The 14,672-nt window shown below is 42.5% G+C and carries 12 protein-coding genes and 1 pseudogene; 8 read left to right on the forward strand and 5 right to left on the reverse strand.

Translation table 11 applies throughout. The annotated features are described in order from the left end of the window. The first annotated feature begins 256 nt into the window (after positions 1 to 256). Complete coding sequence (locus HWQ44_RS15075) at positions 257 to 1,036, forward strand: ABC transporter ATP-binding protein (protein WP_292719849.1); 780 nt, start codon at positions 257 to 259, stop codon at positions 1,034 to 1,036. Between the two features lie 417 nt (positions 1,037 to 1,453). Here the strand turns inward: HWQ44_RS15075 and HWQ44_RS15080 are convergent, their stop codons facing one another. Beyond that, a complete protein-coding gene (locus tag HWQ44_RS15080) occupies positions 1,454 to 2,116 on the reverse strand; it encodes a GIY-YIG nuclease family protein (protein WP_292719851.1) in 663 nt (220 codons plus the stop codon). Between the two features lie 199 nt (positions 2,117 to 2,315). On the opposite strand from HWQ44_RS15080, the gene HWQ44_RS15085 reads away from it, so the two are divergent. After that, positions 2,316 to 3,245, forward strand: a complete 930-nt coding sequence (locus tag HWQ44_RS15085) for a carbohydrate ABC transporter permease (RefSeq protein WP_292719853.1) — start codon at positions 2,316 to 2,318, stop codon at positions 3,243 to 3,245. 183 nt (positions 3,246 to 3,428) lie between these two features. On the opposite strand, the pseudogene HWQ44_RS15090 reads toward HWQ44_RS15085, so the two are convergent. Beyond that, positions 3,429 to 3,847 (reverse strand): annotated as a pseudogene (locus HWQ44_RS15090) (glutaminase); the annotation flags it as partial. Between the two features lie 914 nt (positions 3,848 to 4,761). Here HWQ44_RS15090 and HWQ44_RS15095 point away from each other — a divergent pair. From HWQ44_RS15095 to HWQ44_RS15120, 6 genes are all read left to right on the forward strand, one after another. After that, positions 4,762 to 5,853, forward strand: coding sequence for a septal ring lytic transglycosylase RlpA family protein (locus tag HWQ44_RS15095; protein ID WP_292719855.1), 1,092 nt, complete (start codon positions 4,762 to 4,764; stop codon positions 5,851 to 5,853). A gap of 183 nt (positions 5,854 to 6,036) precedes the next feature. Then, positions 6,037 to 7,641 carry a bifunctional pantoate--beta-alanine ligase/(d)CMP kinase gene (locus HWQ44_RS15100; RefSeq protein ID WP_292719856.1) on the forward strand — a complete coding sequence of 535 codons (1,605 nt, stop codon included), beginning with the start codon at positions 6,037 to 6,039 and terminating at the stop codon, positions 7,639 to 7,641. 514 nt (positions 7,642 to 8,155) lie between these two features. After that, positions 8,156 to 8,758, forward strand: coding sequence for a superoxide dismutase (locus HWQ44_RS15105; RefSeq protein ID WP_292719858.1), 603 nt, complete (start codon positions 8,156 to 8,158; stop codon positions 8,756 to 8,758). Between the two features lie 263 nt (positions 8,759 to 9,021). After that, positions 9,022 to 9,228 carry a hypothetical protein gene (locus tag HWQ44_RS15110; protein ID WP_099099470.1) on the forward strand — a complete coding sequence of 69 codons (207 nt, stop codon included), beginning with the start codon at positions 9,022 to 9,024 and terminating at the stop codon, positions 9,226 to 9,228. Positions 9,229 to 9,332: 104 nt separating this feature from the next. Then, positions 9,333 to 10,469, forward strand: coding sequence for an AIR synthase related protein (locus HWQ44_RS15115; RefSeq protein WP_292719861.1), 1,137 nt, complete (start codon positions 9,333 to 9,335; stop codon positions 10,467 to 10,469). Between the two features lie 464 nt (positions 10,470 to 10,933). Continuing rightward, entirely contained in the window at positions 10,934 to 11,620 is a 687-nt protein-coding gene (locus HWQ44_RS15120; RefSeq protein ID WP_292719863.1) for a PHP domain-containing protein, read from the forward strand. Positions 11,621 to 11,704: 84 nt separating this feature from the next. Here HWQ44_RS15120 and HWQ44_RS15125 read toward each other — a convergent pair whose 3' ends face one another. Genes HWQ44_RS15125 through cobG form a run of 3 tightly spaced genes read right to left on the reverse strand, consistent with a single transcriptional unit; the run spans position 11,705 to position 14,631 of the window. Further along, complete coding sequence (locus HWQ44_RS15125; protein WP_292719865.1) at positions 11,705 to 12,409, reverse strand: precorrin-2 C(20)-methyltransferase; 705 nt, start codon at positions 12,407 to 12,409, stop codon at positions 11,705 to 11,707. Between the two features lie 2 nt (positions 12,410 to 12,411). Then, positions 12,412 to 13,038: a precorrin-8X methylmutase gene (locus HWQ44_RS15130; RefSeq protein WP_292719867.1), complete on the reverse strand. Its 627-nt coding sequence runs from the start codon at positions 13,036 to 13,038 to the stop codon at positions 12,412 to 12,414. Between the two features lie 48 nt (positions 13,039 to 13,086). After that, a complete protein-coding gene (gene cobG, locus HWQ44_RS15135) occupies positions 13,087 to 14,631 on the reverse strand; it encodes a precorrin-3B synthase (RefSeq protein WP_292719869.1) in 1,545 nt (514 codons plus the stop codon). Positions 14,632 to 14,672: the final 41 nt, after the last annotated feature.

The raw sequence follows: 14,672 nt of genomic DNA on the forward strand, positions 1-14,672 counted from the left end.
GTTTAGGGGTAGCCCTACGCAAAAATAGCTCGATGCCAGGATTCATTATTTAAAAAAGCCTCTCTAACAAAATTAGAGAGGCTTTTTGTATAATTGGTGTTTACTTGAAGTCCCTATTTCAAATTTGTCCTCTAATTTATCATACTGATAATCTCTTTCAATACAGCTAGTCTTCTTTGAAATTCATTAACCTGTTCTGCGTCAAAACGCCTTTCTAAAAATTGTGGTCTACTACACCTTTAATTTTTAATCTGAAATGCCACTAGAACTACAAAATCTCACTGGCGGTTACGCCTTAGTGCCAATTGTCCAAGACATTAACCTCACTTTGCAAAGAGGAGAATGGTTGAGTTTAGTTGGTGCTAATGGCTCAGGTAAATCTACTTTACTTAAATTGCTGAGTCGTATTCTCTGGCCACAACATGGAATAGTGCTACTTGATGGCAAAGCAATTCACTCTCAACCTCCAAATCTAGTTGCACAGAAGCTGGCATTATTACCGCAACAACAAACAGTTCCCGTTGGCTTAACAGTGCGACAATTAGTAAGTTTAGGACGCACGCCACATCAACCTTGGTGGCAATGGGAATTAAACACCCAAGATTGGGGAAAAGTCGAAGCTGCAATTAAAAAGACACAATTAGAGAAATTAAGCGATCGCTTAGTCGAACAACTATCAGGTGGTGAAAGACAACGGGCTTTTTTAGCTCTAGCACTAGCACAAGAACCAAAAGTTTTACTATTAGATGAACCTACAACTTTTTTAGATATCAACTATCAATTGCAACTATTGGAACTGCTCAAAGAACTGAATCAGCACCAGGAATTAACTATTGTCACAGTTTTACACGAACTCAATTTAGCAGCTCGGTATAGTTCCCGTATTGCATTATTAAAACAGGGTCATATTTGGAAAGTTGGTACACCTGAAGAAGTTCTGACACCAAATGCGATCGCACAAGTCTTCAGCGTAGAATCAGTGATTATTCACACGCCTGTAGGATTACAGGTTTGTGCCCTTTCTGCTGTGTCATGATGACTCAATTAATTTTCTGACCAGAGTTTGACAAAATTTTACCGTTTTTCGTGCGTTTGTTGCAGGGTATAACTCAAGGCAAATCAATCAGACTTTTTCCTTGATTATGAAATGAAGTACAGAAGCATTGGAGATGCCATCTACTTTTTCAGCATCTCTTAATTTTTTGTAAATCTTCGCTTCGTTTTGTGATTTCTCGCATTGCAAATTTATCACCGTCATAGATTGAATCGAGCCACATGACCTCAACTTTATCCAGTAATTCTGGACGCTAATAATATTTTGTTGTGTACTTAACCAAGTTTAAATCTGCTGCCTAGCTGTTCTCTTTTGGATGGAATACGCGATAGTGGCGCACATCTGTGCGCCACTATCACATGGGCATTAGTTTGTCAAAACAACTAATTTAATTGACACCTAAGACTTGGTTTCCTGTGTCTGTGCGTCGATAATTACACTCCAGTCATCATTTTTCACAGCAGCTTCAAGTTGATGCTGACGTTTGGATTCACTTGCATCTCTTGTTTCTGACTCTTTAGAGAGGGTTGTGTCAGCCATTGCTTTCCGCAGTTTTAGCTTTTTCTCCTCGTAGGCTTGGCGTTGGGCTTCTGACATTACCGCCTTACTAGCTTCGCCTACCGTACTAGCCCACATTTCACTTTCCGAAGCATTACCAGGTGGCGTATTTTTGAGTTCTGCTATCCACGCATCTCGCAAATCTTCCATTTCTTGACGTTTGGGGAACTTGAATGCTTGCACGCGCACAAAAGCACACTTTTGCTTACTATTTTGGCAAAGATGACCGTTTAGGGAAAGCAACACATTTCGAGAATAGCCAATGTATTGTATGTGGTGTTCTGCGTCTAATACTGCGTAAACACCTGCAATTTTGGCGTTCTGAGTAGCTGTACACCAAGCCTCAAAGTCAATAATTTCAGTCCCATTGTTTGCCAGTTCAGGAGTTATACTCACGTCTGTGGTAGTGTGTTCATCATCGGAACTATACAAAAATTCATGCAGTCCTCGGTGATTTGTGGGAACATTTTGATGTTCAATTGGTAGGTTGTACTGAGTTTCCATTGCAGTTTATCTCTGAGTTATTGATTGATAATGTCTACGACGAGCTTTTCTACGAGACGGTATGCGTAGCTTGCTTCCCTGTAGCGGTACACTTACACAAGCAAATAATATGCCTTTAGAATATTGAAGCTTAAATCTACTTACATCCCCAAATTCTTGTTATTAAGGATTCTGACAAATAAAACAACTTAAACCTTATATGAATCAATTAACACCTAAAAATGGGATATTCATCAAACAGCAGCTAACCCCTTATTTATTTTTACTACCCGCCTTAGTTATTTTGGGGTTAACTGTCTTTTGGCCTGCACTGCAAGCGTTTTACCTCAGCTTTACTAGCTATGAAGATATTGCCCAACAGCCACAATGGATAGGTTTTGCTAACTTTCTCAAGCTTTGGAAAGATGCAGTTTTTTGGAAAACCTTGGAAAACACTTTTCTATATCTTGTGGGTGTAGTACCAATTTTAGTAATTGCTCCCTTAATGCTGGCAATTTTGGTAAATCAGAAACTGCGGGGGATGAATTGGTTTAGAGCAGCCTACTACACCCCAGTGGTAATTTCAATGGTGGTTGCGGGAATAGCTTGGAAATGGTTGTATGCAGAAAACGGATTACTGAATCAGTTCCTGAAAGCTTTAGGTATTTTTCCAGAAGGTATTCCTTGGCTAACTAGCCCAGCAAAAATTTTTGGTATCGTACCAATTTCTCTTGCTAGCGTGATGGCTGTCACTGTGTGGAAGGGACTAGGTTACTACATGGTAATTTATTTAGCGGGGTTGCAATCAATTCCCAGTGATGTGTATGAAGCCGCAGCCATTGATGGCTCTGATAATATCAGGAAACATTTGGATATTACCATACCTTTGATGAAGCCGTATCTAGCACTAGTGGCAGTGATTTCGGCTATTTCTGCGACCAAAGTGTTTGAAGAAGTGTACATTATGACCCAAGGGGGCCCACTCAGTAGCTCGAAAACGATTGTTTATTATCTATATGAGCAAGCTTTCAACAATTTGGAAATTAGCTACGCTTGCACAATTGGCCTAGTGCTATTTTTGATAATTTTGGGGTTATCAATTTTGCGATTAGTTATTAATCAGCAGAATGACGATAATATCACAATCTGATATTGACTTAATTTAACCTGATTTCGACGTTTAGAAAAAGATAAAAAGCTTACTAAATATGAAGTGTGAGAAACTACGTAAGTTTAAGCAATCGCTAAGATTGATTGAGAATCAGCAAAAAATCACAAAAAAACGCGCCTGTCTAAAAATATCTAAACCTAATAGTTGGGAAAGTTCTTCTCACACCTTTACCCCTCCTACACTGTTACCACGCACATCCAATAGCGACGAAATGTTAGCAAGGGTAACCGCCATTACCGCTAAGTCGGCAATTTGGCAATTCACCATCACAGCACACTACTGGAAATAAAGACCCAGCGCCTCTTCAACGTTTCGGAATCATGTCAAAGTTGAGCATCAGATGCGCCATCGGGCGGTTGTTATACCCTGTATTGTATTCTTAGGTAAAACCTGAAATGTTCCATAATGTATTTTGCTACTGCACCCTGCCGCACTGACTCGTACTGAGAATGTAACTCGTTGAGAACAGCTAATAATGGTGATGGTTCTAATTAAACTCAACGAATCGGTCGCCCAACCCGTTGGTCTTCAGAACCCGATATGAAACTTTCTAAATCTCCTTGATGTGCTTGATTTTTCATCAGGCTGATAGCATTTTCCAAAATACTAACTACAAAATACTAACTATATATAATAGGGGTTTACAGCCGCATATCCCTACAGTTACAAAGATTTTGTCAAAAACAGCTTCCTCTGAAAAATCATCCTTGAGTAATTACGGAGATTGTCAAGTATTGACTGTATTTTTTAAGACGTACTGAGTCTCTTGTACAAGCGATCGCAAAAATTTCTGAATTTTTTCATCATTAATTATAAAAAATATTAAGTTGAGTATCATCCTTTATTTTATACTCAGCGACACTGATAGCAAAAGTTGTATTTATTACTGTTTTTGTTGTAACTACGGAGAAAACCAGTTATGAATAATGTACGTAAAAAAAACTTTGGAAAAAGATATTAAACTCAAACGAATTTGCATAATTATTTAAGATGTAACTCATATCACGACTTATTCATAGGGAAATCTAAATATTTAATTAAATAAATTTTTTTAAGTATTTATGCCGATGCCATTTAATTAAAGTTATATTACTTCCTTTTAGGAAATAGTCATGAAAGATGTTATCTAGAATACACGGGTAGTTGCGAGCCTTTGGAATCAATGTGAATAGGGTATCGTCACTTTGGCGTACAAAAAACGTAAAGTTTTTTTAAGAAATTTTCGACTTGCTGAAAAAAGCGTTACATAGCCAAAGTCCTCATTTGAGAAAGGTTTCACCCTTAAAATTGGAATCAGAATCTGAAAAGGTGGCCGATAATTACGCTAAAACCCTGATCCCCAAGCCAAAAGGTTCATGTTAGTCTGTTGCAGTTATAAATAAAAAGTGAAAACGGAACGAGTTCGAGTTTTTCAAAAGGGAAGTTACTTTTTAAAAGTGAAAAATCCCGCGAATCATAAAACTTAAGTTCTTACACTCGCTTTAAAAACGGACGCATGAATCAAAGACATTTGTGGACTATTGTTGCCCTGTTTATGACTGTTTTGGGTATACCCTCAGTCGGTTGCACTCAAACCACCAGGGGAAATGCGCTAGCATCCCAAAAATCACCTGGCCCTGATGTGGTGAAGGTGGGAGAGTATCAATCAACAGCAGGAAAGCAAACCTTGGATGCTGTGATTACAGAAATTCATCCTCACAACATTAGAGGACGTAAGGCGGCAACCCTTTTTATCCGAAATATACCCGTTCTCACCTTTTTAAGTTCTGTATCAAATACGAATCTTGAAAGTAAAAAAGTTGGTGAAGTTGGAGATGCTAGGGGCGTACAATCGTACGCCCTTATTGCTAGCAACTCACCAAAGGCAGTAAGTACTGGGAACCTAATGGGTGTGAGTAACCAGATTAGCTCTGTTGACAATGACCCGGTTCAGATAGCTGGTGTAATAGCAGCTAAGATCAACCAGTTGAATCGGGAAAATGTGGATGGGAGTAAGATTACCGTTAGTTGGAAAGCAGGGGAAAAATCTACTGACAATCAAGCGCAAAACAAAAGCGCCCCTGTCCAGCAAAGTGGCGATCGCTATGTAATCAAAATTAATGACGAAGAATTGGTCGAAATCAACGAAGGTACACGATTAGCAGGTAGCACCAACAATCTAGCGCAAGATGCATTGCAAGCAACCAATCGCCTGCGGAGACTACTAGGCAATGCATCTCCCTTAAAAGAGATTGCTAATTTACCAGTATCAATACCAAAGCTACCCCAACAGATTGCCGTTGGAGGGGTGCGAATCAGTTTCAGAGGCATGGCTTCTTATTACGGCTATGACGGTTCTGGTAATCGGACTGCTAGTGGTCAGAGATTCAATCCAGAAGAAATGACTGCGGCCCATCGTAGCTTACCCTTTGGTACGCAAGTGCGTGTAACCAACACCCGCAACGGTCGTTCTGTAGTGCTGCGGATTAATGACCGAGGCCCATATATTCGTGGTCGCATTATTGACGTGTCTGCCGGCGCGGCTCGGATTTTGGGAATGATGGGCAGTGGCGTCGCACCAGTACATATTGAAGTCTTGGGGAAATAATTATTAGGGACTGAGGACTGAGAACTAGGAAGTAGGAAAAAGCTTTCCCAGTCCCCAATCCCTAATACCCAATCCCCAATCTCCAGTTCCGTATCACTTAATTCCCCTAGTTCAATCATCTCTTCCCTCTATTTCAGATATAAACTAACGGGGGAGGGATCGATAAGAACTAGGGGTATTTTTGTGCGCCTGCTGACAACAGTCGCAGCTTTACGCTGCTATTTAACTAAACGCTGCTCAGAAAACAAGCTGATTGCAGTTAGTGAGGATCTGAGACTAGATGAGATAACTGTCTGGTATCAGACGGCAGTCGGTCTGGTGCCAACAATGGGGAATTTGCATCAAGGTCATTTAAGCTTGATCCAACGGGCGCGGCAAGAAAATTCTACGGTGATTGTGAGTATTTTTGTCAATCCCCTGCAATTTGCTCCCAATGAGGATTATCAACGCTACCCCCGCACTTTAGAGCAAGACCAACAACTTTGCGAACAAGCTGGGGTAGATGCTATTTTTGCGCCGACTCCGGAAGAAATGGCAGTTCCCCAGAAGAGTATACAAGAATCAAAAGTTACACAAGTTATCCCCCCATCTGCTATGATAACAGGCTTGTGTGGTCGTTCTCGGCAAGGTCACTTTCAGGGTGTCGCTACGATTGTGACCAAACTTTTCAACTTGGTACAGCCTGACCGTGCCTACTTTGGTCAAAAGGATGGTCAGCAACTGGCAATTATTAAACGCTTAGTAGCTGACTTAAATTTGCCAGTAGAAATTGTTGCTTGTCCAACAGTGCGGGAAGGGTCGGGTCTTGCCTTCAGTTCTCGTAATCAATATTTAACTGCGACGGCAAAAGAGCAAGCAGCGGTGTTATATCGCGGCTTGCAACGAGCGAAAACTGCATTTCGGGCAGGCGATCGCGATCGCCACAAGTTGATAGCAGTGGTACAGCAAGAAGTGGCAATGGTCAGCACGATCTCAGTGGAATATATTGAATTGGTTGAACCGACTACGTTGATGTCTTTAGAAAAAGTTGAGGAGGAAGGAATGTTGGCGATCGCAGCTCGTCTTGGTGCTACACGTTTGATTGACAATACGATATTGCGCGCTCGTCAACCTATTATCGCCATTGATGGCCCAGCTGGTGCTGGGAAATCCACGGTGGCGCGTCAAGTGGCAGCAAACCTGAGTTTAGTGTATTTAGATACAGGAGCCATGTACCGTGCTGTCACTTGGTTAGTACTGCAAAAAGGGATTGCTATTGATGATGAGTGTGCGATCGCTGAATTAACTAACCAGTGTAAAATCGAACTTACTCCTAACCAGGATTTACAATCGTCCGTGCGGGTTTGGATTGACGGTATTGATGTTACCCAGGCAATTCGCACAATTGAGGTAACATCTCAAGTATCGGCGATCGCGGCACAAAGCGCTGTTCGTCAAGCACTAGTTAAGCAACAGCAAAACTGGGGTAAAAGAGGTGGTTTAGTAGCTGAGGGTCGGGATATCGGTACTCACGTTTTCCCCGACGCTGAAGTGAAAATCTTCTTAACCGCTTCTGTGAGTGAACGCGCCCGTCGCCGCCAGCAAGACTTTCACAAACAAGGTCAGCCCGAAGTGAGTTTAAAGCAGTTGGAACACGACATTGCCGAACGTGACTGGAAAGATAGTACACGCAAAGTTTCTCCTTTGCAAAAAGCAGTCGATGCGATCGAAGTTGTAACCGACGGTTTGAACTCTTTTGAAGTCACAGCACAAATCGTTAACTATTACCAGCAGCATTTATCTCACTAGTAATAGCCGCTATTTGCTGTTAGTTTCTTAGCTTTAAAGGGTGGTAAATGAGTGATTACTCATTTACCATTCTCAAAACTGCATTTAAAAACAAAATAAATAACTTGACTTTTGGCTATTTTCTTTGAAAATCAATTTTTAGTACTTTAGACAAAGTTTAAATTTATTTAAATATTAAATCATCTCGCTTTCGACTGATTTTTCACATCGTAATTAATCCTACTAAAGGTAGAAGTATGAAAGTTTTAATTGCTAAATGCTAATTAGTTATTGGCCTTTCGCTAGGAAAGATTAGTCATTTTTATTTATAGTCATGAATTTCTAGCGATTTGACTTATCACCGAAGTACTTTGTTTCCGTCTTCACTTTATCTTCACTTTGGTAGTAGAATGACGATGCTAAGTTTTATGTTCCATGATTAAAGACATAAAACCCCTAAAAATAAAAGCTATTAATTTCCCAAGCTTCTGCAATAGCTTAAAACTGGAAACCGGTAAAGAGAGGATTTGACACAATGGCATTTGTACAGCCCCCACTACCCTTTGACAAGAATGCTCTAGAGCCTTTTGGCATGAAAGCTGAAACTTTCGAGTATCACTATGGTAAGCATCACAAAGCTTATGTAGACAACCTCAACAAACTCACTGAGGGTACAGAACTTGCTGATAAGTCTCTGGAAGAGGTGATCAAAATTTCCTTCCAAGACTCCTCTAAAGCGGGAATCTTCAACAACGCTGCCCAAGTTTGGAACCACACTTTCTTCTGGAATTCCTTGAAACCACAAGGTGGTGGCACACCCACAGGTGAACTCGCCGCCAAAATCGATAAAGATTTTGGTAGCTTCGACAAATTCAAGGAAGAGTTCTCTAACGCGGCTGCAACTCAATTCGGCAGTGGATGGTCTTGGCTCATCGATGATGGTGGTACGCTGAAGGTGATCAAAACACCAAATGCAGAAAACCCCCTAGCTCATGGGAAGAAGGCACTCCTAACCTTGGATGTTTGGGAACATGCCTACTACATTGACTATAAAAACGCCCGTCCAGCATTCATCAAGAATTTCCTAGAAAACTTGGTTAACTGGGACTTTGCTGCTGAAAACTTGGCTAAAGCTTAATTAATTTTTGGTTTTGAACTGAGTGTGATACCTCTTAGTAAGCTGCTTCCTACCTTTTGAGAATGGCAAAGCTAAATGTGTCTGCGCGGCTTGTGCCAGACTATGTAAAGTATAAACAATAAGTTAATTTACAAAAGTTGAAGCAGAAAGCCCACCAGGAAAGGGAGAAGTTCTTTTTAATTTCTCCCTTTTCTGTTTTCCAGTAGTGGGACGGGCATCGCCTAAATAAAAGTAGTGACAGGAAAATCAAAATATAAAACATTATGGATAGCAAAGAACTAGCGCAATACATCGAAGCTACAAATAGCATCTCTAAACCTTGGGTATTGGTACAACTGCGCCTCAAGAAATTGCAAGAGCGTCGAGCTACCCTGACAAATGATGTTTATACTAAAGAATTAGAAGATATTTACCAAGACTTGATGAAATTGGGTGAATGGTGGCGCGGTATTGAAGATGAGGTATTTTGAGGTATTTTAAAGTGATGAGTTATGAGTTTTCCTAACTTTTAACTCTTGCACAGACGTGATTAATCGCGTCTCTACTCCAAACTCCTAACTTTAAACGCAACCTGATGGCTCAAGCTCTCGATCAAGTCGATTACGATACTCTCGATGCCGCAAAACGACGTTTCATCAATGCTGCAAAACGCACACTTGGCTTTGCAAGCGCCTATGGCATAGTCCCCGCGTCTGGTCTTGGAGCAAGCGCCAACGCTTTCAGTTTTAACCTTGCTCCGTTTCTGGAGGCGGGGGCTAGAGAACTTTCTATGACACTTGTCCCTGAAGGACTGGGCACCGCAGATGATACCCGACCTGACGACCTCTGTGAAGAAGAACTTCGACGATTCTGGTGGAATATTGGTATCAAGATCATCTCGTGTCTGACGAACGACGCCGCAACTTCAGGTATGCAGACTATACTTCTCGGTCTTTATCTGCCATCAAGTACTCCTGAAACGATCTTCACCCCCGCTTTCCTTGATGGGTTTCTAGATGGAGTGGTTGAGGGGTGCAAACGAGTTGGGTGTGTCTATCTCTCAGGAGAAACTCCTCAACTTAAAACTAAGATGATTCCAGGACGGCTTGACATCGCCGGCTCGGTTTTTGGGGTTATGCCGCCTGGTGTTGCTCCCATTGATAGTTCCCGTCTGGATGCCGGAAATACCATTGTTCTCGTCGAGAGTTCAGGCCCCCATGAGAACGGCTTTACCCCACTGCGAAAGCTCGCTGAGTCGCTCCCTGATGGCTACAGAACAAAACTTCCAAGTGGGCAGGAGTTCTGGGAAGCGATGAATGCTGCGTCGTATCTTTACACGCCGCTTGTACAGGCGGTGCTTGGTGAGGGAATTCGTCCCACGGCGATGGAGAATATTACTGGTCATGGCTGGCAAAAGCTGATGCGGTCGGTGAAGCCGCTTCGGTATGTCATTGAAACGATGCTGCCAGTGCCGGAGATATTTACGTTTGTTGAGGGTCATCTGGAAGGCGGGGCCGAGACGATGCTTTCTGTGTTCAATTACGGTGCAGGATTCGCATTCTATACAGAGTCGGAGCAGGATGCAGAGAAAATTGTCATGCTTGCAAGAGAACATCAACTCTCGGCTGTGATTGCCGGAAGGGTTGAAGCCTCCCTTAGCCGCGAGGTGGTAATAGAACCTCTTGGGGTCACTTTGAAGGGAGATTCTTTTGGGATTGCGCGAGGGGTATAATGAGCCGCAAGCGATCGCTAATTTTCTCGAAGCTATTGTAGACTCACTTATGCGATGCCTGCGGCGGGCTACGCCTACGCTGAAGTCATTAGTGGTTAAATTAAATTAGTGTAATTACTGAGATAAGTAATAGTTTTTACACAGGAAATGAATTTACATTTTAGGCTTATTAGAAATAATTTCTCTACTAAGTTTTTAGTATCTAAGTCTTTTACCACAGATACTATAAGCGTGTTTATGAAATTTACGATGCAATATTTATTACTACTTAATAATAAAGTAGTCCAAAACACCCATGACCACTGAGGTTAAGATTTGCTAACGTAGTCTTAACATATTGAAAAATTTGCTGAGAAAGCTGAGAAAGTAGCAGCCAACACTAAATTTTTAGTGCTGGATCTTTCTCATCTGTAGATGTAGCGTTTTAGTGTGTTGAGAATATATATTTTTGTTCAGAGGGGGTTATGGCTGTAAATTTGGCCCGGACTACTGCTTCCACAGAACTTTTGAAGCAAATATTCCATAACATTGATGCACATAGTTGTCCAAGGTTATTCAACTTTCACATGCACACTGTCTACTCGGATGGAAGGTTGCAGCCGAGTGGATTGATGGAGCAGGCGATCGCTATTGGTCTAAAAGGGTTAGCTATCACCGATCATCATGGTATTATCGGCTATCAAGCTGCACTTGCTTGGTTAGAAGACTGGAAGTGGAATAATCCTGGTGAAAGCACTCCTCATCTGTGGAGTGGCGTGGAAATCAATGCCAACCTTTTGGATATAGAAGTTCATATTTTGGCTTACGCTTTTGCAACAGAACATCCTAGCATGAAACCCTATCTGCAAAGAAGGGCGACTACAGGCCAAGAATATCAGGCAAGTAACGTGATTGCCGCTATTCATGAAGCTGGGGGATTGGCAGTTCTGGCTCATCCAGCTCGTTACAAGCGATCGCATTTTGACTTAATTCCAGCTGCGGCCCAAAAGGGTATCGATGGCGTGGAAACTTTCTACGCTTACAATAACCCTAACCCCTGGCAACCTAGCATAGTGGAATCAGAACAAGTGCAAAAGTTAGCTGATGAATACTTTCTTTTCAATACCTGTGGTACTGATACTCACGGTTTGAGCCTGCTACAACGCTTGTAAACATGAATCCATTTTTTTCAACTCTCCTGGTTCAATCTGCCAGGAGGTTATTCTATTTGGGATTTTTGATTATCCAACAAAGGACTATAATCGATTCTTAGTAGGAATCACAATCATTGAGAAATAGGGTACTTCATCTGGATTAACTTCATCCAGGGGTATGATGCGTTGCTGTGAGGTTGATGCCCGCTCAATATATTTTGCCCGTGATGCTAGCCCTAATTTATGCAGGATATCCCGCACTTTGGTAAAGTGGCGACCTAGCTTCATAATTGCTGCGGCATCAGTCATCAGTAGATGTGTAGTCAGTTCTTCTGCTGGTAGTGGGGCTGGTAGGACAGTAAGAATATCGGTGTAGTAGGTGAAAGGTACACCCAAGGCTACCGGACAAGCCATCAGCGAGGAAACTCCGGGGACAACTTCTGTTTCGTACTGGTCACATAACCGCGTGAATAGGTACATGAACGAACCATAGAAAAATGGATCGCCCTCGCACAGCACTACAACATCTCGACCGGCTGCTAAATGGTCGGCGATTGGTTCAATTTCTTTGTCATAAATAGATTTTGCCTTTTCTGGTTCCAAAGCGCGGGGGAGGTGAAATAGCACCTCGATTTGATTGCCAGGAAGATACTGCGCCACGATCGCTCTAGCAATACTTTCTTTATCTGTGGCTGATTGATAAGCTACCACAGGAGCCGCACGTAATAGCCGCAGCGCCTTCAGAGTCAATAGTTCGGGATCGCCTGGGCCGACACCAATTCCATAAAGACGACCTTTGGGTTGCATATTCATTCTTCCTCCGTTGCCAGGGCGTTAACTGCTGCTGCCGCGATCGCACTCCCACCGCGCCGACCATGTAAGGTTAAAAATGGTACATTTTTGCTGTCTGCTGCCAGTGCGGCTTTTGATTCTGCTGCACCGACAAACCCCACTGGAAAGCCTAAGATAATCGCAGGTTTAGTAGCTCCTTCATCGAGCATTTCTAAGAGTCGGAACAGGGCTGTGGGTGCATTCCCAATTGCGATCACTGATCCTTCCAGGTGCGATCGCCATAATTCTAAGGCTGCCGCTGACCTTGTAGTACCCATAGCCTGGGCAAGTTCTGGCACTTTTGGATCGTTGAGGGTACAGATAACTTGATTGTTTGCAGACAACCGCCGTCTGGTAACGCCTTCAGCAACCATCCGGCAATCACACAAAATTGGCGCTCCATTTGCCAGTGCTGCTCTTGCAGATTGCACTGCTGTTGGTGAATATCCCAAGTCAGTGACAATATCCGTCATCCCACAGGCATGAATGAGACGTACAGCAACTTTTGCTACATCTGATGGCAGCACATCTAGGTTCGCTTCTGACCGGATGATTGCAAAGGAATTACGGTAAATTTCGTTGGCTTCTCGGATGTAGTCGGGCATTCAATTTGAGATTTTAAATTTTGGATTGACATATAAAAATCAAAAGGCTCAGATTCCCAATTTCTCTAAAAAGTCGGGAATCTTGTTGTTCACGAATGACTTAGGAATAATGTTAAATAATTGCTGTAATTGAGTCAGTGCATATCGATTAGCAAATTCCCCAAAGGACTCATCAGAATTTAAGCGTTGAATTTTATATACATATAGCATCCGCTCTATTAATGCAGGTAGTTCGGCAAAAGTTACATATTGATATAGTTCACGTCCGAATTTTTGTTTGCTGTCACCAACATAAACGTGATACCTTTCCACAGTTTCATTTTCAGCCTCAATGCTGACGCCGAGGAGAGTAATATCACTCTTGCTATGCTGGGCACAAGATTTTTCGCAACCGCTAAAGTGGATATTAACTGGGCAATCGAGAATCATGCGAGTTTCAAGATACTCTGCCAATGCCAATGCATGACTTTTGGTATCCGTAGCAGAAGCGGCGCAACCCTTTCTTCCAGAACAGGCAACTAATGCACTTTTGATGTTAGTTGCAGAGGAATCTAATCCTAAGAAAGCAATTTCACTTTGGACATCAGCAACCCATTGCCAAGGAATATCTGTAAGGAGCAAATTTTGCCAAGGGGTTAGCCTGAGATTTCCACTGCCGTATTTTGCGGCTAAATCTGCTAAACCGCGCATCTGTCTACTCTCCAATCGGCCAAGAGGCAAGACGACACCAATGTAAAATAAGCCTTGCTGACGTTGGGGATGGATGCCAATATGCTGATACTTACCCTCTCTTTGCACAAGAGTAGAGAATTTCTCCCCCTTCTTTTGCAGGGGTTGGAGGGTTAGGTCTTTTTTTATTTCACTGCATAAAAGAGAAAAAGGTAGACGCTGCTCTACTTCTTGGAGATAATTTTCACAACCCAAAGTATTCAATAACTCTAAGAAACGTAGCCGCCGCCTACTTGTAGTATGACTATGAGCTAGATAGACATCCGCTAAAGCTGCCAAGACGGGCAAACATTCCTCTGGTGGTAGCAAAATTCCTGTATCGCTGGGTGGTTGACCCTTCTCGCCTACACTGAGATAGAGACGAAAATAAACATTACCGTCAACTAAGACAGCAGCAAAGGCGATATCATTCAAGCGATCGCCCACCCGAATTATCCCACCACCATCAAAGCAAACGCTAAATTTTGCCGACAGTTCCGAAAGCGCCGGATGTGCAGCAATATAATCATCCCAACCTTGCACAAAAGGACGAGTGTCGATTAATTCCTGGGGATCGATTCCAGCAGTTGGACTGGTCATAATATTGCGGATTTGATCTACAACACTATTGCCAGAACCCAATCCCATATCCTGTAGGTGCTTCAAAACCTCAGCATTTATCTCGGTGCGGATTTCACGAACTTGCAGATTAGCTCGATTAGTCACATCTACATAGCCGCCACCGTACTGATCTGCTATATCTGCGATCGCACGGCACTGCTGACTACTAATAATTCCACCTGGTATTCTAACGCGAGATAATATACCATCTGCGGCGGGTGTAGCATAAAACAAGCCAGGACAAATGGCAAATCCAGAAAGCAAACTTAGAACTCCTTCCCCGTGCAACGCAGGGAGTAGACGGT

Source organism: Nostoc sp. JL34 (assembly GCF_017114945.1).
In the GTDB taxonomy this organism is placed as follows: domain Bacteria; phylum Cyanobacteriota; class Cyanobacteriia; order Cyanobacteriales; family Nostocaceae; genus Nostoc.